Origin of the sequence: Burkholderia sp. SJZ089 (assembly GCF_007828315.1) — a bacterium.
Taxonomy (GTDB): Bacteria; Pseudomonadota; Gammaproteobacteria; order Burkholderiales; family Burkholderiaceae; genus Burkholderia; species Burkholderia gladioli.
The window spans coordinates 22,988-42,054 of the sequence record NZ_VIUM01000027.1 but is presented as its reverse complement, the minus strand read 5'-3'; the positions used below and the strand labels follow the sequence as shown (position 1 = coordinate 42,054).

The following is a 19,067-nucleotide window of genomic DNA, read 5'->3' as shown; positions in this document are numbered from 1 at the left end:
CGATGGTGCCGCGGCAGCGATGCGTACCGATTGTGTCGGCCGGATTCTCGTGCAGCCCGCGGAAGTGTCGGACATATTACAGAATATTTTCTTGGAGATTGCGAATTATTTTCGATACTTCTTTCGTTGAAATCCTCCATTAACAAAATGACCGCCGCATGCCGCTGAAGCGGCATGAAATACCAGCCGCATCGCCTTGTCGCTTATGGCGCGGCAGGAACGAATCCATTCCATTTCGCGTCGATTGCGCTGCCAATGCGGATTCTTTTATTTATGGCAATTGATCACGATTCGATTAAAGATAAACGCGATCATCGACGGCAGGCTGAATGGCGCCGGTAAAGCGGCATCCATCGCGATAGCCGGGCGAACCGGTTCCGGCCGCGGCCCGCGCGAACCCGCGCGTCAGCACTGGCACCGATGGAAGCGGTTCCGCCCCGCCCCTACAATGCGCCATGGACATTCGTTACGTGCAGAGCTTCGTCGCGGTGCTGGAATGCGGTTCGATCGCCGAGGCCGCGCGCCGGCTCGACCTGACCGCCACGGCGGTGTCGGCGCGCATCCATTCGCTGGAGGAAGCGCTCGGCGCGCAACTGGTGCGCCGCTCGGGCCGGCGCGTGGTGCCGACCGCCGAGGGCCTGAAGATCCTCGACAGCGCGCATGCGGTGCTGCGCTCGGTGCGCGACATGCAGGCGGTCGCGCAGGACGGCCGCACCGAGCTCGGCGAACTGCGCGTGGGCGTGTTCGTCTCGGCGATGGTCAGCCTGCTGCCTTCGCTGCTGCAGCGCGTCTACGCGGCTTACCCGGGCTTCCGGATCTTCGTCGAACCCGGCGCCTCGGTGGAGTTGTGCAGGAAGGTCGGCACGGGGGAGCTGGATATCGCGATCGTCGTCGAGCCGCAGTTCACCATCCCCAAGACCTGCGAATGGCGCATCCTCACCGAGGAACCGCTGGTGGTGGTTGCGCCCGCAAGCATGGCGGGGCGCGACGCGCACGAGCTGCTGCGCGCCGAGCCCTTCATCCGCTACGACCGCAACGTGCTCGGCGGCCAACTGGTCGAGCGCTATCTGCGCGACCACGATCTGCATCCGAGGCAACGCCTGGAGATCGACGGCCTGCTGGCAATCGCGGCGCTGGTCGACAAGGGGCTCGGCGTGTCGCTGCTGCCGGACTGGCCCTCGCTGTGGACCAGCGGCCTGGCGATCGCGCGGATCGCCCTGCCCGATCGCGCGCCGGTCAGGTGCATCGGCATGATCATCGCGCGACACACGCCGCGCCTGCCGCTCGCGCAGGCCTTCGCGCACGAAGCGGCCGAGTTGTTCAGTCCCGAACGCGATGGCGGTGACTGAGCCTTCGACATCGACACGCGCGCATCACACCGGCGTCAGCGGCGCCTCCCCCGCCAGCACGCGATGCACGTTGTCGAGCATCAGCCGCAACATGGTGCGGCGCGTCTCGTGCGTGGCCGAACCCGCATGCGGCGCCAGCACCACGTTGGGCATCGACATCAGCGGCGAATCCGCCAGCGGTTCGACCTCGAACACGTCGAGCGCCGCGCCGCGTATCGTGCCGCGCGCCAGTGCACTGGCCAGCGCGGCCTCGTCGACCACCGAGCCGCGCGAGACGTTGACGAGATAACCCGCGGGGCCGAGGCTCTCCAGCACGTCGGCGTCGATCAGGCGATGCGTGGCCGCGCCGCCGGGGCAACTGACGATCAGGATCTCGGCGTGCCGCGCCAGCGCCGCCGCCTCGCGGAAGTGGAGATAAGGCACCGGCTTCGGCTCGCGGCCGCAATAGGCGAGTTCGACGCCGAACGGCGCGAGCCGCTTCGCGATCTCCGCGCCGATGCGCCCGAGCCCGACGATGCCGACGCGCTTGCCGGCCAGCCCCGTGGTCAGGGGATAGGCCGCGCGCGTCCAGTCGGAGGAGCGCACATGGCGGTCCATCGCCGGAATCTCGCGCAGCAGCGCCAGCAGCAGGCCGACCGCCAGCTCCGCGACGGCCGCGTCGAGCACGCCCGGCGTATTGGCGACCACCACGCCATGCTCGCGCGCCGCCGCCAGCGGAATCGCGTCGTAGCCGACGCCCGAGGTGGCGATGATGCGCAGCGCCGGCAGACGCTCGAGCCAGGCCGGCGCGACGGGATACCGGCTGCGCGTGACGATCGCGCGGATCCGGCCGGCGAGCGTCGCGTCGCGCGCCAGGTCCGCCTCGACGTGGCATTGCAGCTCCGTGTCGATCGCCTGCTGCAGCTCGGCCGGGAATTCGCCGATCCGCAGCACATGGGGACGTTCCGGCCGGCTCATCGCGGGTCGCGCTCCCTGGCCCCGGCCTGCAGGCTCGCGGCGCGCAGGAAATCGAAGTCGACGCCTTCGTCGGCCTGCGTGACCGTCTGCAGGAACAGCTTGCGATAACCGCGCTCGGCGCTCGGCCGCTCGATCGGCGTCTCGGCCGCGCGCCGCGCCAGTTCCTGGTCGGATACCAGCACCGACACTTCGCGCCGCGCCACGCTCAGGCGGATCCGGTCGCCGCTGCGCACATGGGCCAGCGGCCCGCCGATCGCCGATTCGGGCGTCACGTGCAGCACGATGGTGCCGAACGCGGTGCCGCTCATGCGGCCGTCCGAGATCCGCACCATGTCCTTCACGCCGGCCCGCGCGAGCTTGCGCGGGATCGGGATGTAGCCGGCCTCGGGCATGCCCGGCGCGCCCAGCGGCCCGATCCGCTTGAGCACCAGCACGTCGTCGGCGCTCACGTCGAGCGCCTCGTCGTCGATCCGCGCCACCAGGTCCTCGATGCTCTCGAACACCACCGCGCGCCCTTCGTGCTCCATCAGCCGCGGATCGGCGGCCGACTGCTTGATGATCGCGCCGCCCGGCGCGAGGTTGCCGCGCAGCACCGCCAGGCCGCCCTGCGGATAGATCGGCCGCGCGAAGGGGCGCACCACGTCCTGCTCGAAGCCTGCGCCGCTCGCCTCGATCCGCTCGCCGAGCGTCTCGCCGGTCACCGTCAGCGCATCGAGGTGCAGCAGCGGCTTGAGCTCGCGCAGCAGGGTGGCCACGCCGCCGGCCTTGTGGAAGTCCTCCATGTAGTGCTGCCCGGTGGGCTTGAGGTCGAGCAGCACCGGTGTCTCGCGGCCCATGCCGTCGAGCGCGTCCAGGTCGATGCGATGGCCGAGGCGCCCGGCGATCGCGGCCAGGTGCACGATCGCATTGGTCGAGCCGCCGATCGCCAGCAGCACGCGCAGCGCGTTGTCGAAGGCCTTCGGCGTCAGCACGCGGTCGATGGTGAGCCGCTCGGCCGCCAGCTTCACGGCCGCCGTGCCGGTTTCCTCGGCCGCGCGGATCCGGTCGGCGGTCACCGCGGGCGGCGTGGCCGCGCCGGGCACCGTCATGCCGAGCGCCTCGGCGATGCAGGCCATGGTGCTGGCGGTGCCCATCACCGAGCAGGTGCCCACGCTCGCCACCAACTGGTTGTTGACGTCGGCCACCTCCGGCTCGTCGATCTCGCTGGCGCGGAACTTCGCCCAGTAGCGGCGGCAATCGGTGCAGGCGCCCACCCGCTCGCCGCGATGCGAGCCGGTCAGCATCGCGCCCGTCACCAGCTGGATCGCCGGGATGCCGGCCGAGGCAGCGCCCATCAGCTGCGCGGGCACGGTCTTGTCGCAGCCGCCGATCAGCACCACCGCGTCCATCGGCTGCGCGCGGATCATCTCCTCGGTGTCCATCGACATCAGGTTGCGCAGGTACATCGAGGTCGGCGAGGCGAAGCTCTCGTGGATCGAGATGGTCGGGAAGTCGACCGGCAGGCCGCCGGCCAGCATCACGCCGCGCTTCACCGCCTCGATCAGCTGGGGCATGTTGCCGTGGCAGGCATTGAAGCCGCTGCCGGTGTTGACGATGCCGATCACGGGACGATCGAGCGCCTGGTCGGTATAGCCCGCGCCCTTGATGAAGGCCTTGCGCAGGAACAGCGAAAAGCCGGCGTCACCGTATGAGGTGAGGCCGCGCTTCATGCCGGTGGCTTCGTCGTCACCTGGATTGCGCTTCGTCTGCTCGGAGGATCGATCGTCCATCATGTGTTCCTTGCTGGTGTCGCTGGTGTTGCCTGTGGCGCGGGCCTCGAAGGGCTCGCGCCTCCTTTGGAGTGCTGCGTGTTTCGTTTCGCGCGCTCAGGTGCGCCGCGCGGGTGCCACGCCCGGCATCGCGAAGCCGGCCGCGTCGAGCTCGGCCTGCAACTGCGCGGCGGCCGCCGCGTCGAGGGCCGTCAGGGGCGGGCGCACGATGCGCCAGCGCTCGGCGCCGCGCCAGTGCGCGAGCGTGGCCTTCATCGCCGGAATCATGGGCCGCGACTGGAAGATCTGGCGGATCGCCGTCACCGCCTGTTGCTGCGCCCGCGCCTGGGCACCGCCATCGCCGCCCAGCGCGCAGAGCCGCGCGATGGCGGCCGGATTCAGGTTGGCGGTCGCGCTGATGCAGCCCGCGCCGCCGATCGGCAGCGCCGCACCGAGCAGGGCCTCGCTGGCCGGGAAGATATCCAGGCCGTCGGCCGCGAAGCGCTCGATCATCGCGCGCGTGTTGTCCCAGTCGCCCGATGAATCCTTCACGCCGGCGATCGTGTTCGGGTAGCGGCGCAGCAGCCGCTCGATCAGCGCCGGCGTGATCGGCACGCCCGACAGCGCGGGGATGTGATAGAGGTACAGCGCGAGCCGCGCGTCGCCTACCCGCTCGATCACCTCCGAGTAGTAGGCGAACAGGCCGTCCTCGCCGAGCGGCTTGTAGAAGAACGGCGGCAGCATCAGCACGCCGGCCGCGCCGGCCCGCACCGCGTGCCGCGTGAGCCGCACCGTGTCGGACAGGGCCGAGGTGCCGGTACCCGGCATCATCCGCGCGGCCGGAACGCCGGCCGCGAGCAGCGCCTCGGTCAGCTCGATGCGCTCGCCCACCGACAGCGAGTTCGCCTCCGAATTGGTGCCGAAGATCGCCAGGCCAGCGCCGCTCGCGACGAGCCAGCGGCAGTGTTCGACGAAGGCCTCGGCGTCGGGCGCGAGATCCTCGCGAAACGGCGTGAGCACGGGCGCGAGGACGCCGCGCAGGCGAGGGAGGGAAGAAGCGTTCATGCCTGGATTTCCTGGAGATCGGGAACGGGGCCGGCGCGGCGCGGCTGGCGCGATGCTTTCATCGGTTGACGATCCGCGCGGGCAGGAAGACGACGATCAGCAGCGCCGACAGCGTCAGCGTGCCGGCCACCAGATAGAGGCCCGAGGACAGCGTGTGGGTCTGCGTCTTGAGCCAGCCGATCGCGGCGGGGCTGACGAAGCCGGCCAGGTTGCCGGTCGAGTTGATCAACGCGATGCCGGCGGCGGCGCCCGTACCGCCGAGGAACGAGGTGGGCAGCGCCCAGAACATCGGCAGCGCGCAGATCACGCCGACCGTGGCCAGCGTCAGGCCGATCATCGCCAGCGTCAGCGAGTTGCCGCCGAACGCGCACAGGCAGAAGCCGGCGGCGGCCAGCAGCGCCGGCGCGCCGACGTGCCAGCGGCGCTCGCGGGTGCGATCGGCGTGGCGGCCCACCAGCAGCATCGCCACCAGCGCGCAGGCATAGGGGATCACGGTCAGCAACCCGACCATGAACGGGTCGGCCACGCCCGAGTTGCGGATGATGGTGGGCTGCCAGAAGCCGATCGCGTAGGAGCCCATCACGATCCCGAACAGGATCAGGCACAGCAGCCAGACGCGCGCCGAGCCGAATACCGCGCCCACCGAGCCGTGCGTGCGCACGGCGGCATCGCTGCCCACCTCGTCGGCGATCACGGCCTTCTCGTGCTCGCTGAGCCAGCTGGCCTGCTCGACGCGATCGTCGAGGAAGAAATAGATCACCACGCCCAGCACGATCGCCGGCAGCGCCTCCACCACGAACAGCCACTGCCAGCCGGCGTGCCCGGCCGCGCCGTTGAAGGCATGCATGATGTAGCCCGACAGCGGCCCGCCGACGATGCCCGACACGGGATTGCCGGCCATCAGCACGGCCACCATCTTGCCGCGCCGGTGCGAGGGGAACCAGTAGGTCAGGTAGAGGATCATGCCGGGGAAGAAGCCGGCCTCGGCCACGCCGAGCAGGAAGCGCACCACGTAGAACATGGTGGGCGTGGTGACCCAGGCCGTCACCAGCGAGAGCACCGCCCAGCTCACCATGATCCGCGCGATCCAGCGGCGCGCGCCGAGCCGGTGCAGCAGCAGGTTGCTGGGCACCTCGAAGAAGAAGTAGCCGACGAAGAACAGGCCCGCGCCGAAGCCGTACACCGCCTCGCTGAAATGCAGGTCGCCGAGCATCTGCAGCTTCGCGAAACCCACGTTGACGCGATCGAGGTAGGCGACCACGTAGCAGATGAACAGCAGCGGCATGAAACGCCAGGCCGCCCGCCGGAAGGTCGCGTCGGCGGACGGCCGGGCCGCCCCCAGGGGTATCGCGGGGTGAGTCGACATTCGCTTGTCTCCGTGTGCCGGCGCGCGCCCGGACTAGGCTCGCCGTCTTGCGAGCGCGTCTCTGGCGGACGCGCTTCGTCGGTACCTGGATCGGCTCAGGTACGGTCCGCCGGAGCGTGCTGCGGGAATCGCTCGGTTTCCGGCGTTGCAGCGAGTATTGCAAGCTTCACCAGGCCGAAAAAGCAGGGATTGCGTCGTTCAGACCTCAAAATTTTTTCTGTTTGGCGTCGAGGCTCGGAACGTGGACTTCGTGGTTTCGAGGGGAAATGGCACGGCTCGCTCGAGTCAATCGAGCCAGCATGACGAATCCAGAACAAGCACATCGCGGCTGTCCACTGTCCATGGACCGTGGACAGCCGCGCAACATCGCGATCGGAATCCGGCTCAACCCTCTCTGCCCATCCCCAACACCTCCCCCAGCTCCCGCTCGATCGCGCGGCACCCGCGCTCGCGCCACTGCGCGCTCGAGATCTTCCCCGTCACCGCGCCGACGAAGCGCGTGCCGGCCGCCGCCGCGGCCTGCTGGTCGGCCGTGTGATCGCCGACGTAGAGCGCCTCGTCGGCCTTCACGCCGAGCAGGTCCAGCGCTTTGAGCAAGCCTTCGGGATCGGGCTTGTGCCGGCCGACATCCTCGTGGCCGACGATCACCGTCACCAGTTGGGCGAGATCGAGATGGCGCAGGATCTGCTCGATCCGGTAGCGGTACTTGGTCGAGACGATCGCGACCGGGATCCGCCGCGCATGCAGCTCGGCCAGCAGCGCGACCGCGTCCGGGTAGAAGCGCGTCATGCCCACCATCACCCGGTCGGCATGCGCGACGAAGCGGGTCCGGTAGCTGGCGGCCAACGCCGCATCCTCGTTGCCGCTCAGGAATGCGAAGGTCTGCTCGAGCGTCAGCCCGATCGAGTCCTCGATGCGCTCGCGCGGGGGCACCGCCTGCCCCATGTCGGTCAGCGCCGCCGCGGCGCAGAAACAGATCGCATCACTCGAATCGGCGAGCGTCAGGTCGAAGTCGAACAGGTAGGCGCGGGGGGAAAAGGACATGGTCGGGCAAGGCAAAAAGGGCTTTCGATCATAACGGATCGCGCCGCGCGACGCCGCTTCGCGTCGTCCCCGCCAAGCTCGGGCACGGCGCCGACGCGGCGCGCGTTTGTCGCCTACAATGCCCCGAGCTTCGCCGCCTCGCGCCCGCTCCGGGCGCGCCGGTTTCCTCCATCCACGCCCCGTCGCCTCACAGGTATGACCCAGCCCACCCCCGCCCCGCTGTCGCGCAGTACCGATCCCGAATTCTTCGCCCTCCTGGCCGACAGCTATCGCCGCCTGCTCGGCAAGCCGCTGGTGCCCGACAGCGTGCCCGCCGAGGCGCGCGCGGCCTGGCTCTACGACAGCGCCCCGTTCGGCATCCTCGCGCACAACACCGAGGCCGATCCGGTGTTCGTCTACGGCAACCGGCGCGCGCAGGCCATCTTCGGCTACGACTGGCAGGAGCTGACCTCGCTGCCCTCGCGCCTGTCGGCCGAGGCGCCCGAGCGCAGCGAGCGCCAGGCCTTCCTCGACCAGGTGGGCGCACACGGTTATGTCGACAACTATCGCGGCATCCGCATCGCCAAGTCGGGCGAGCGCTTCTGGATCGAGGGCGTGACGGTCTGGCAACTGAGCGATGCCGACGGCACCTGGCGCGGGCAGGCCGCGCTGCTGCCGAACGTGACGCCGATCGAGGCCGCGCGCTGAACCTCGCCCGGCGCCGCCGGGCCGCCTGTCGATCGACGGAATAAGCGCGCCCCGCCGGGCGTTCTGCCTCTGAACGGAGCGTCATCCCCGACGCCTCCCCCGCTTCGGAGCGCAGTTTGATGAAACCTACGCGCAGCACCGCCCGCCGCCGGCTCGCCGGCGCCCTGCTCGGCGCCTGCCTGGCCGGCACGATGGCCCTGCTCGCCAGCCTGCCGGCCGGCGCCGAGCCGGCCATCCACCTGAGCGACGTCGAGCGCAATTACCGCCGCCTGCTGGAGGTACTGCAGCACAGCCCCGCCGCGCTGTCCGACCCGGCCCAGCGCACCGAGCTCACGCGCGCCTCGGCGCTGTTCCTCGCCGCGCTCAAGCGCGACGGCAGCGCCCGCGACGCGCTGGTCACCGACACCCGCAACATCGTCGCCTCGCTCGGCGACGGCAGCTTCAGCGCGGCCGGCAGCATTCGCGCGCTGCAACGCGACGCGGCCGCCGGCAACGCGCTGCAATCGGGCCCCTGGGACCCGAGCACGCTGCCCGGCGCGGCGATCGCGGCACCGATCGGCATCAACCTGGTGCAGAAGCACGAGGGCGACTGCGTCGGCATCTCGGTGGTCAAGGCCTTCTCGACCACGCCGACCGGCAAGGACATCCTGCATCGCGCCGTGCGCCAGCTCGGCCGCGACCGCTACAGCGTCAGCCTGCCCGGCGATCCGTCGCGCACCTACACGCTCGCGGCCGACAGCCTCGACCAATACGGCACCGGCGATCCGGCGGCGGCCGCCATCGTCGGCGCGATGTTCCAGTATTTCCATCTCGACCCGGCCAAGGGCTCGCTGCCGACCAACAAGGTGATGGCGGTGCTGGCCGGCGGCTACGGCACGCATGCGCGCCTGGCCGATCGCGACAGCAGCAGCCAGGACATCGTCGGCTTCCTCGGCCAGCACGCCGACGAGCTCGGCTCGCGCGTGGCGATGGTGTTCGGCGGCAAACCCGACCGGCACGGCGACTGGTCCAGGGGCGACGGCCATGCCTTCGCGGTGATCCGCGTCGACGTGCCCGGCAACATGGTCTATTACACCAACCCGTGGAACGAGTCGGTGGTCAGGAAGATCGCGCTGTCCGATCTCGCCAGCCAGGCGGCAGGCACCTCGGCCGACTTCGAGTTCGTGCGCTTCTAGGCCGGCGCGACGGCTTCAGACACGGGCTTCATACCCAGGCTTCACACAGGCTTCAGAGCGAGCCCGGCCACCGGTCCGGGATTTCAGTGCCGAAGGCGTGCCACGCCTTCGGCTTTTTTTCGTCGGCGTCGCGGCGAGATCGAACGTCGAACGCCCGACCTCGCTCAGGCGGCGGCCCGCTCCCGCACGCGATAGACGCAGCGCCGCGCGCCCGCCGGCACGTGCTCGACGCGCTCGATCGAGGCCGCGTCGCCGAGCATCTCGCGAAAGATCTCCAGCTCCGAGCGGCAGAACCCCTGGCAGGCGGTAGCCGCCGCGCAGATCGGGCAATGGTTTTCGATCAGCAGCCAGCCGTCGCCGTCCTCGGCGCGCGCCCATTCCGCGAAATACCCCTCGCGATCGCGCAGCTCGGCCAGCTTCGCGAGGCGCGCCTCGAGCCCGGTCACGCCCGCCAGCGCGCGCGCATAACTCTCGCGCGTCTCGGTCTCGCGCGCGCGGATCAGCAGGTCGAGCGCGGGCTCGCCCAGCGTGCCGCGGATGATGCGGATCAGGTCGACCGTCATGTCCGCATGTGCGTCGGGGAAATGCCCGTGCCCGAGCGCCGTGAGCCGCCAGACCCGCGCCGGCCGCCCGACGCCCTGCGGCACGTTCTCGGCCGCCACCAGGCCCTCCGCCTCCAGCTTCTTCAACTGCTGCCGCGCTGCCTCCGAGGTGGTGCCCAGGCAAGCACCCAACTCGGCCGATTGCTGCGGGCCGCGGCGTTTCAATATGTTCAGCACGCGCTCGGAAACAGGTAGCGCGGGCTGCGGAAAGGATTCGTCCATCGATCGCCTGTCAATCAGGGGGCTTGTTCAAAGCAGGAAAACAATCGGAGCCAGCGCAATATTTACCCGAATAAAACAAGGGAATTCTTGACTAACTGTTCCACCAAGGCAAATCATGTGCGCGATTCTTACAAAATGCCTGGGAGATTGTCATGCCCCGTTCCCTTCTATTTCCGGTTCTCCACCGCCCAGCCCGGCGGGCCGCGCGATGAGCCCGGCCACCCCCACCTCCTCCTGGGGCGAGCTGCTGTCCGGCCGCAACGGCCTGCGCTCGATCGCGCTGGCCGGCGGCGTCGCACTGCACGCGATCAACATCTACCTCGCCACCACCATCCTGCCTTCGGTCGTGCACGAGATCGGCGGCCTCGAGTACTACGCCTGGAACACCACCTTGTTCATGGCGGCCTCGATCGTCGGCGCGCCCTTGTCGACCAACCTGCTGGCCCGGGTCGGGCCGCGCGCCGCGTACCTGGTCGCGCTGGCGGTGTTCTGCGCCGGCACGCTGGCCTGCGCGGCCGCGCGCGACATGCCCTGGATGCTGGCCGGGCGCGTGGCGCAGGGTTTCGGCGGCGGGATCCTGGTCGCGCTCAGCTACGCGCTGATCCGCATCGTGTTCGCGCCGCGGCTCTGGTCGCGCGGCATGGGCATGGTGTCGGGCATGTGGGGCATCGCCACGCTCTGCGGCCCGGCGATCGGCGGCCTGTTCGCCGAATCGGGCCACTGGCGGCTGGCCTTCCTCGCCCTGCTGCCGATCGCGGCCCTGCTGGCCCTGATCGTGATCGCGCAACTGCCGGCACGACAGACGCAACGCGTTCCGGCCGCGCCCGCCGCGCTCGGCCGGATCCTGCTGCTGGCCGCCTCGGTGCTGGTGGTGTCGGTGGCGAGCCTGTCGCGCAGCGCCGCGGCGAACGTGGCCGGCATCGCCGTCGGCGTCGCGCTCACGCTCTGGATCGCGCGCCTGGAGCGCGACCCGCGCGTGAGATTGCTGCCGAGCGGCGCCTATTCGCTGCGCCAGCCGCTCGGCGCGATCTACGCCTGCATGAGCCTGCTCGGGATCGGCGTGACCACCGAGATCTTCGTGCCGTATTTCCTGCAGACGATCCATGCCCAGCCGCCGCTGCTGGCCGGCTACCTGAGCGCCCTGATGGCGGCAGGCTGGTCGATCGGCTCGCTGGTCGGCTCGGGCCGCGGCCCGCGCGCGGCGCGCGTGCTGATGCGCGGCGGCCCGGTGCTGGTCGCGCTGGCCTTGCTCGCGCTCGCGCTGCTGATGCCGGTGCCGGGCCTGCTGGCCGCCGGCGCGGGCATGGCGGCGCTGTGCGGCGCGCTGGTGGCGGTCGGGCTCGGCGTCGGGATGGGCTGGCCGCATCTGCTCACGCAGGTGCTGACGCGCGCGCCCGCCGGCCAGGAAGACCTCGCTTCCGCCTCGCTCACCACGGTCCAGCTTTACGCGACGGCGATCGGCTCGGCGCTGGCCGGGCTGGTCGCGAATCTCGGCGGCTTCACCGAGCCGGGTGGTTTGGCCGGCGCACGGCAGGCGGCCATGTGGCTGTTCGCGGCGTTCGCGATCGCGCCGTTGCTGGCCGCGATCCTGGTGCGACGCGTATCGGGGGCGCCGCCGGCCGATGCGCCGGCCGCGCGCGTGCCGGCTGCCGCGACGACAACCGAGGACGCCTAGGTTGAATCGCCGCCGAATCGCACCGATTCGGTCTCCTCGTTGATCAGCCAGTATTTCATTGGCCCGTTGGTCGTTTGAATTGTGTTGGTTCCCGCCTCGAACCCCGGGCCGTGCCTTCAACCTCGGCCGTCCGCTGGCTCCCCCGTGGGACGGCATCATCCAGCGGCGGCGCACGCCTGTCCAAGCGCGCCCGCCGCCCGCCCTCAGGCGCCGAACGCCGCCTTGGCCAGCAAGCCGGCCGCCACCAGCGTCAGCACCACGGCGAAACCGGTCTGCACATGGCGCGCCGCGAGCCGACGCGAAGCCAGGCGCCCCGCCACCATCCCGGCCGCCGTGGTCGCGCTGAACCAGAGCGCCACCTCCACCGGCACCGGCGTGCCATGCGCGATCGTCGAGGCGATGCCGCCCGTGCCCACCAGCGCGATCACCATCAGCGAGGTGGCGACCACGCCGTGCATCGGCACGTCGGTCAGCTTGCGCAGCATCGGCACGATGATGAAGCCGCCGCCCACGCCGAGCAGGCCCGTCATCAGGCCGGTGACGGCGCCGGTGCCGGCCAGCGCGGCGGCGGTGGCGGGCGTCCAGGCCAGGCGCCCCGTGTCGGGGTTCATATGGCCGACGCACAGCGGCGAATGATCGACCGCCTCGGCGCGGCCGGCGCGCACCTGCCGCCAGAGCCGCGCCGCCACCACCAGCATCACCACCGCGAACAGCGCCAGCAGCAGCCGCTGCGGCAGCGCCTGGGCCGCGCGCACGCCCAGCGAGGTGGCCGGCACGCCGGCGGCGGCCATCAAGAGGGCCGCGCGGTAGCGCACCAGCCGGCGCCGGAACGCTTCCAGCGCGCCGATGGCGGCGCTGCCCGCCACCGCGATCAGGGCCACCGGCGTGGCCTGCTGGATGGTCCAGCCGAGCCCCGCCACCAGGGCCGGCACCGCGAGGATGCCGCCGCCGGCGCCGGTCAGGCCGAGCACCGCGCCCACCAGCGCGCCGAGGATCAGGGCGATGGTCATTCACGCCCTCCCGCCAGGGGATGCAGCGCAGGCGCCGAAGCAGGGGATCGGCCGAACGACGAACCGGGGAGACGACGGAGGATGGAGCGATCGGGCAAGACGGACCTCGAGGAATCGATCGCCCGCGCTGGCGCGGGCACATGAACTGCGCTCCCCTACACAAGTCGCGTGCCAGATGCGCCGCGCCGCCCGGGCCTGTCGCAAGCCCTTGATTTTGTTGATCGCGCCGGGCCGCGCCGGCGCGGCAGCCGGGCGAAAGCCGCCAGCCGGGCCGCATCGTGGCAGTCGATGGCAGTGCTGGCAGTCGCGCAGGCCGGGCCGCCCGGGGCCCGGCGGCGTTTCACCGCACTCAACGCCGCGCGCGAATCCTGTCGTTTCTGGCTGGGCATTCCCCCGTATTGACCTGCAGCCCGACTTAATGAAAATGGAAGCATTCATCCGCCAGGAGAGGCGATGCGTAGCGTTTTCATTTCCCACGATGCAAACCGCGCGACGAGCACGCCGATGGCGTGCGGCCTGTCTCCGACCTGCCCCTCCTTGCCCATCCCCGCGTGTGCCGCGGTCGATTTTTTTTCGCGCCGCAACCTGAGTGCTCCTGACGATCGACGCGAACCGCTCGCGGCGGCGCTGTCACGTCATGCTGCAAACGCACGTAACCGCATCCTCGCCGCCCCGGCGATGCCGATTCGGGGCCAGACATCCGGCGTGCCCGAGAGACGCGCCGGCCTCCTCCATCCCGCGACCGCCGCCGGCGGCCGACCATAACGATTCCTACGAACGGAGCCCACGATCATGACTGCGACCACCTTCGACTCGAAGTCCGTCACCGACACCGATGGCTGGTTCATCCGCTATTGCGAGCGCGGGCGAATCTCCGACTCGGTGATCCGCGGCGGCATCAGCGCGCTGCTGTGGCAGAAGCTGCGCGCCGAGCACGTCGACGACGACGTGGCGCGCATCGACGCGCTGAACGCCTTCGTCGAGGAGCTGAACCGCGCCCCGCTGATCGCCGACGCGCAGACCACCAGCCGCGAGCTGCACGACATGCCGGCCAGCTTCTTCGAGGCCTATCTGGGCCCGCGCATGAAGCAGTCCTGCTGCTACTTCCCGCAGGGCGAGGACACGCTCGCGCATGCCGAGGACGCGATGCTCGAGTTGTACGGCGAGCGCGCCGAGCTGGTGGACGGCCAGCGCATCCTCGACATCGGCTGCGGCTGGGGCGCGCAATCGCTGTGGCTGGCCGAGCGCTATCGCCAGTCGCAGGTGGTCGGGCTCACCAACTCGGCGCGGCAACGCGAATTCATCGAGCAGCGCGCCGCCGCGCGCGGCATCACCAACCTGAAGATCGTCATCGGGGACGTGGCCACCTATGAATTCGCCGCCGGCGACGCCGGCTTCGACCGCGTGCTGTCGATCGAGAACTTCGAGCACATGAAGAACTATCGCGCGCTGCTCGCGAAGATCTCGCACTGGATGAGCGACGACGGCAAGCTGTTCGTACACCTGTTCGCGCACCGCCTGATCGCCTATCACTTCACGGCGCAGGACGGCAACGACTGGATGTCGCGACACTTCTTCGGCGGCGGCACCATGCCCTCGGCCGACCTGCTGCTGCGCTTCCAGGATCACCTGCGCGTCGAGAAGCAATGGTGGCTCGACGGTACGCACTACCAGCGCACCGCCAACCACTGGCTGGCCTCGCTCGACGCGGCCCACGAACAGGTGATGCCGATCCTGCGCGAGACCTTCGGCGAGGACGACGCGCCGATCGTGTTCCAGCGCTGGCGCATGTTCTACATGGCGGTGGCCGGGCTGTTCGGTTATCGGCACGGCCGCGAATGGGGCGTCGCGCACTACCTGTTCGACAAGCGTTCGGCCAGCGGCGCGCAGGCCTGAGCGGGCCCGCATCGCCCCTACAACGACAAAGCCGCGTGGGCCTTTCGGTCCACGCGGCTTTTTGTTTGCGGGCCCGTGCATCGGGCACGGGCCCTTACTCTTTCAACGCGTCCTCGCTCAGCGCGCGGCGCCGGCGGTCGCCCGCGCATCGGCCTGGCGGCGGCGATACGCCGTGTCGCGCGTGGCCAGCCAGTAGTACAGCGGCGAGGTCAGCACCAGCCCGATCACCCAGGACAGGTCCGCGCCGTCCAGGTAGCCCGGCACCGGGCCCGCGTACATCGGCGTGTTCATGAACGGGATCTGCACCAGGATGCCCGCCGCGTAGGCGATCAGCGCCTGCGGATTGAAGCGGCCGTAGATGCCGCCGTCCACGCGGAAGATCGACTGGATGTCGTAGTCGCCCTTGTGGATCACGTAGAAGTCGATCAGGTTGATCGCCGTCCAGGGCACCAGCACCACCAGCAGCGCGAGCACCAGGTCCACCAGGCTCGACACGAAGTTGGTCGACACGCCGATCGCGAAGTAGCAGCAGGCCGCCAGGATCACGATCGAGAACACGGCGCGCGCGCGGGCGGTGGGAATCCAGCGCCAGGCGAAGGTCTGGATCGAGGTGATCGAGGACAGCACCGCGCCGTACAGGTTCAGCGCGTTGTGGCTGATCACGCTGAGCAGGAACAGCACCAGCATCAGCGGACCGAACGGGCCGGTGGCCTGCTTGACGGCGTCCATCGTATCGACGCCCGGCGCCACGGCCAGCACCGCGACCGCGCCGAACACGAAGGCCAGCGTCGAGCCGATGGTGCAGCCCAGGTAGGTGGCCCAGAAGGTCGAGGACACCTTCACGTCGGCCGGCAGGTAGCGCGAATAGTCGGAGACGTAGGGGGCGAAGGCGATCTGCCAGAGCGCCGAGAGCGACACGGTGGCCAGCCAGCCGGCGAAGTTGAAGCCGCCGCGCGTCAGGAAATCGGCGGTGCCGACGTGCGTGAAGATGTACCAGAAGCCCACCACGATGCCGATGCCCAGCACCCAGGTGCCGATCCGGTTGAGGATGTGGATGAAGCGGTAGCCGATGATGCCGATCAGGCCCGAGCCCAGCGCCCCGATCACGATGCCCACCGGCAGCGGCACCGCCGAGGAGATGCCGTGCAGCGACTTGCCGGCCAGCACGATGTTCGAGGCGAAGAAGCCGACGTACATCACGCCTGCGATCACGGTGACCAGCAGCGCGCCCCAGGAGCCGAACTGCGCGCGGCTCTGGATCATCTGCGGGATGCCCATCTGCGGGCCCTGCGCCGAGTGCAGCGCCATCAGCACGCCGCCCACCGCCTGGCCGACGATGATCGCGACGATGCCCCACAACAGGTTCAGGTGGAAGATCTGCACGCCGAGCGCGCCGGTCACGATCGGCAGCGGCGCGATATTGCCGCCGAACCAGAGCGTGAACAGGTCGCGCACCTTGCCGTGGCGGTCCTCGGGCGGCACGTAGCCGATCGTGTGTTTCTCAATCAACGGGGACGCATTGCGCTCCGGGGTGCTCACGATGGTGTCTCCTTGCGTGCGCGGGCAACCGCGCTGGTCCGGTCCAGGGCTCGCCCGGACCCCTGCGATCATCAGCCGGCATCGCTGCCGCCACCCCGCCCCGAATCCGTTCCTGTTTCGATATCCGAATCAATTTCGAATGCGCGGCGAGCTTGGCGCCGGTGCCGCGGCAAGCCCTTCCGGGCCGGCCCGCTTTGATGTGAGGCAAATTTAGCGAAGCCGAAAAGAAATGAGAAATATCGTTTTAGTGTGTCTTGCAAAGCTTTTTGCTATGTCCGGAAGTGAAACAATTCCGGCACGAAAGCGGTGCGCGCGTGCACCGGTTCGGGGGCGGGGCGGGAGGGGATGGAGACGGGCGCGGAACCTCGCCCGGATGCGGTTTTGGCGATTTCGAGCCGGTTTTCGTGGATTTCTGCGGGAAAACACGGCTCCAATCGCCGATATCGAATCGACGGCGCAACAGTCTTACATTTCGTCAGGAGGCGGATGTCGTCAGTCGCGGCCTGATTCGCGCCCCCGTCGCCCGGCCAGCGCATCACGCATGATGCGCTCGATCGCGCCGCTCAGCCCGGCGCGCATGGCGAGCCGCAGCAAGCGCCCCGGACGCAGCACCAGCACAGCGGCGAGCAGGACGGCAACGGTCGCCACGACCGCGCCGTCGATGCCGGGGCGCCTGACGACGGGGCTCGCGGCGCGACCGCCCGGCGGCAGGCGCCGCGCGGCGGCGATCTTGTCGTTGGCTTGCAGGAGGCTGGCGCGGGATCGCGCCATGTCGACGAGCAGGGCCTCGCGACGGGCCAGCGGGCGGCTTTCGGAATCGGATCGGGATGTCATCGCAGGCTCTCCCGGATCGCCTCGATATCGCGCTGCCAGGTGTCCTGCAGCGCCTGGAAGGTGCCGGCCGCATCGCGCCGGCGCACCGCCACGAACGCGCCCAGGCCCACCAGCACCCAGAAGCCGGCCACCGCCCAGGTGGTTTCGATCAGATAGGGCGTGCTCGCCGCGCTCACGATCACGGCCACGCAGACGAAGGCCAGCCCGAACATCGCGCTGAGCCCCAGCAGCGAATAAAGCATCAGGTCGCGCAGGAGCCGCTGCCGGGCGATCTCCAGTTCGACGGCCGCGAGGTTCGCGTAGTCGCTCAGGCGCGACGCGGAGAATCGCGCCACGTTCTGCCATTTCCTCAAGCTGGAAAACATCGACTCCCTCCCTGATGAAGTCGCCCGCCGGCAACGTCCGCCGGCGGGCGGGTCAGCCTCAGACGCGGGCCGCTTCCCGATCCGGATTGCTGCGGCATCCGGCGAAACCGGCCAGCCCCGAGACGATCATACCCAGCAGCAGCAGCGCCGCCCCGGCCCAGGCCGCCTGGCTGACCTTCCTGGCCGCGACCTCGCCGGCCTCGCGTGCCCGCTGCTCGGCCTGCTGCTTCAAGGCCTGGTACTTCGCGACCGCCTGGTCATAGGCCTGCACGTAATTGTCGGCGATCTGCTCGGCTTGCGCCCGGCTCTTCCCGGTGCGCGCCATGATCAGGTTGACGAGCGCGGTCTTGTCGGCGGCATTCAAGGCCGGATTGGCACGCTGCCGCAGGCTGGCGAACCAGTCGCTCAATTCGTCGGGGGCCTGCTGCGGATTGGCCGCGGCATCGCTGGCCGCCGCCTTGCCGTCGTTCATCGCCTCGCGGGCGCCCTGCTTCAGGTTCGACGGGTCGAGCTCCGGCTTGCCGGTCTGGCGCAGCAGGGTGTCCAGGCGGCCCTGCCAGTTCGCGAAATCGAACGAATCGCCGTTCTTGTGCAAGGCACCGGCTACCCCCGAGGCCAGCCCCGGCGCGGCAGCCGCCACGCCCTGCCCGGCCAGCGACAGGCCTGCCTTCGCCAGGCCCGAGGCCGCGCCGATCGCGCTGCCGGCCAGGCCCGCGAGCAGGTAGACCGTGACCAGGATCGAGACCGATCCGCTGAGCACCCCGTGCAGGGCGCCGCGCCGGATCGCCGAGCGGCCGGCGAAGAACGCGCCCACCGCCAGCGAGATCAGGGTGGACACACCCAGCCAGATGCCGGCGCCGGTACCGAAGCCGGCGAACGGATCGCGCTGGCCGAGCGGGTCGAAGCTGCCGGCGCCCAGCGCCGTGCCCAGCACCCCCAGAAACAGATAGGTCATCGAGGCCAGCAGCACCCCGGCGAACACGGCGCCCCAGGAAATTCGCGTCGCGGAGACGGCGACCACGGGATCGCCCGGCGAGAGATATCGGCTCATGTCAGTTCCTTGCTTGTTATCGATGTTCCTCCCCGGCATCGTGGCCGGGAGCTGTGCGGACAGACTGCAACGGCGGTCGGACCATTGCGCGGCCGCCGGGTCGTGCCCGGGGCTCGCGCAGGCGGCGCGTCAGCGGCGCGACCAGAGTGCGCCGATCACGAAGCTCAGGGCGGCCACCGTCGCCAGCGCGGCGAGCGGCTGGCTGGCCGTCACGTCGCGCAACTGGTCGAGCGCGCCGCCATAGGACTCCTGCATCCGGCCCGCGACCTGGCGCGCACGTCCCTCGAATTGCGTGCCGCGATCGCCGATCACGTCGCCGACCGCTTCCTGGACCTTGCCGGCGAGGTTTTGGGCACGGCCTTCGGTCTTTTCGAACATGGTGTCTCTCCTGGTCAAGATGAACGACCCGCCGGTCGTCGGCATGGATGCCCCTGGCCGGCTTGCGAGACCGACGGGCGCGGAGCGGGTGCCCCGCTCGGTCG

Annotated in this window: 18 protein-coding genes; 6 read left to right on the top strand and 12 right to left on the bottom strand. The window is 69.8% G+C overall.

Annotated features, from left to right (window positions below; genetic code table 11):
• Positions 1 to 174 precede the first annotated feature (174 nt).
• Positions 175 to 342, top strand: coding sequence for a hypothetical protein (locus FB600_RS37420; RefSeq protein ID WP_186048082.1), 168 nt, complete (start codon positions 175 to 177; stop codon positions 340 to 342).
• A gap of 113 nt (positions 343 to 455) precedes the next feature.
• Entirely contained in the window at positions 456 to 1,349 is an 894-nt protein-coding gene (locus tag FB600_RS33665; RefSeq protein ID WP_096751798.1) for a LysR family transcriptional regulator, read from the top strand.
• Between the two features lie 24 nt (positions 1,350 to 1,373).
• On the opposite strand, the gene FB600_RS33660 is transcribed toward FB600_RS33665, so the two are convergent.
• The 5 genes from FB600_RS33660 to FB600_RS33640 all read right to left on the bottom strand — a co-directional run bounded on the left by FB600_RS33660 (position 1,374) and on the right by FB600_RS33640 (position 7,529).
• The gene (locus FB600_RS33660; RefSeq protein WP_145757629.1) at positions 1,374 to 2,306 is read right to left on the bottom strand and encodes a 2-hydroxyacid dehydrogenase; all 933 of its coding nucleotides are present in this window, start codon (positions 2,304 to 2,306) and stop codon (positions 1,374 to 1,376) included.
• Positions 2,303 to 4,075: an IlvD/Edd family dehydratase gene (locus FB600_RS33655; RefSeq protein ID WP_145757628.1), complete on the bottom strand. Its 1,773-nt coding sequence runs from the start codon at positions 4,073 to 4,075 to the stop codon at positions 2,303 to 2,305. The genes FB600_RS33660 and FB600_RS33655 overlap by 4 nt, the downstream gene beginning before the upstream one ends.
• 96 nt (positions 4,076 to 4,171) lie before the next feature.
• Positions 4,172 to 5,119, bottom strand: coding sequence for a dihydrodipicolinate synthase family protein (locus tag FB600_RS33650; protein WP_145757627.1), 948 nt, complete (start codon positions 5,117 to 5,119; stop codon positions 4,172 to 4,174).
• A 58-nt stretch (positions 5,120 to 5,177) separates the two neighbouring features.
• Positions 5,178 to 6,485: an MFS transporter gene (locus FB600_RS33645; protein ID WP_013691278.1), complete on the bottom strand. Its 1,308-nt coding sequence runs from the start codon at positions 6,483 to 6,485 to the stop codon at positions 5,178 to 5,180.
• Between the two features lie 384 nt (positions 6,486 to 6,869).
• Positions 6,870 to 7,529 (bottom strand): HAD family hydrolase, encoded by a 660-nt coding sequence (locus FB600_RS33640; protein WP_145757626.1) that lies wholly within the window; start codon positions 7,527 to 7,529, stop codon positions 6,870 to 6,872.
• Positions 7,530 to 7,748: 219 nt separating this feature from the next.
• Between FB600_RS33640 and FB600_RS33635 the strand changes: the two genes are divergently transcribed.
• Positions 7,749 to 8,216, top strand: coding sequence for an MEKHLA domain-containing protein (locus tag FB600_RS33635; protein WP_175427841.1), 468 nt, complete (start codon positions 7,749 to 7,751; stop codon positions 8,214 to 8,216).
• Between the two features lie 119 nt (positions 8,217 to 8,335).
• Positions 8,336 to 9,391: a hypothetical protein gene (locus tag FB600_RS33630; RefSeq protein ID WP_098153106.1), complete on the top strand. Its 1,056-nt coding sequence runs from the start codon at positions 8,336 to 8,338 to the stop codon at positions 9,389 to 9,391.
• Positions 9,392 to 9,555: 164 nt separating this feature from the next.
• On the opposite strand, the gene FB600_RS33625 is transcribed toward FB600_RS33630, so the two are convergent.
• The gene (locus FB600_RS33625) at positions 9,556 to 10,215 is read right to left on the bottom strand and encodes a helix-turn-helix transcriptional regulator (protein ID WP_145757625.1); all 660 of its coding nucleotides are present in this window, start codon (positions 10,213 to 10,215) and stop codon (positions 9,556 to 9,558) included.
• 208 nt (positions 10,216 to 10,423) lie between these two features.
• Between FB600_RS33625 and FB600_RS33620 the strand changes: the two genes are divergently transcribed.
• Positions 10,424 to 11,890, top strand: a complete 1,467-nt coding sequence (locus FB600_RS33620; protein WP_145757624.1) for an MFS transporter — start codon at positions 10,424 to 10,426, stop codon at positions 11,888 to 11,890.
• Positions 11,891 to 12,093: 203 nt separating this feature from the next.
• On the opposite strand, the gene FB600_RS33615 is transcribed toward FB600_RS33620, so the two are convergent.
• The gene (locus FB600_RS33615; RefSeq protein ID WP_013691283.1) at positions 12,094 to 12,900 is read right to left on the bottom strand and encodes a sulfite exporter TauE/SafE family protein; all 807 of its coding nucleotides are present in this window, start codon (positions 12,898 to 12,900) and stop codon (positions 12,094 to 12,096) included.
• Positions 12,901 to 13,692: 792 nt separating this feature from the next.
• Between FB600_RS33615 and FB600_RS33610 the strand changes: the two genes are divergently transcribed.
• Positions 13,693 to 14,796: an SAM-dependent methyltransferase gene (locus FB600_RS33610; protein ID WP_098182173.1), complete on the top strand. Its 1,104-nt coding sequence runs from the start codon at positions 13,693 to 13,695 to the stop codon at positions 14,794 to 14,796.
• A gap of 117 nt (positions 14,797 to 14,913) precedes the next feature.
• Here FB600_RS33610 and FB600_RS33605 read toward each other — a convergent pair whose 3' ends face one another.
• The 5 genes from FB600_RS33605 to FB600_RS33585 form a co-directional block, all read right to left on the bottom strand.
• The gene (locus FB600_RS33605; protein WP_098182174.1) at positions 14,914 to 16,335 is read right to left on the bottom strand and encodes a purine-cytosine permease family protein; all 1,422 of its coding nucleotides are present in this window, start codon (positions 16,333 to 16,335) and stop codon (positions 14,914 to 14,916) included.
• A gap of 492 nt (positions 16,336 to 16,827) precedes the next feature.
• Positions 16,828 to 17,169, bottom strand: a complete 342-nt coding sequence (locus tag FB600_RS33600; RefSeq protein WP_145757623.1) for a hypothetical protein — start codon at positions 17,167 to 17,169, stop codon at positions 16,828 to 16,830.
• On the bottom strand, positions 17,166 to 17,534 hold the full coding sequence (locus tag FB600_RS33595) for a phage holin family protein (protein ID WP_036055467.1): 369 nt from the start codon (positions 17,532 to 17,534) through the stop codon (positions 17,166 to 17,168). The genes FB600_RS33600 and FB600_RS33595 overlap by 4 nt, the downstream gene beginning before the upstream one ends.
• Positions 17,535 to 17,592: 58 nt before the next feature.
• The gene (locus FB600_RS33590) at positions 17,593 to 18,585 is read right to left on the bottom strand and encodes a YrzE family protein (RefSeq protein ID WP_096751810.1); all 993 of its coding nucleotides are present in this window, start codon (positions 18,583 to 18,585) and stop codon (positions 17,593 to 17,595) included.
• A gap of 129 nt (positions 18,586 to 18,714) precedes the next feature.
• Positions 18,715 to 18,963, bottom strand: coding sequence for a CsbD family protein (locus FB600_RS33585; protein ID WP_013691289.1), 249 nt, complete (start codon positions 18,961 to 18,963; stop codon positions 18,715 to 18,717).
• Positions 18,964 to 19,067: the final 104 nt, after the last annotated feature.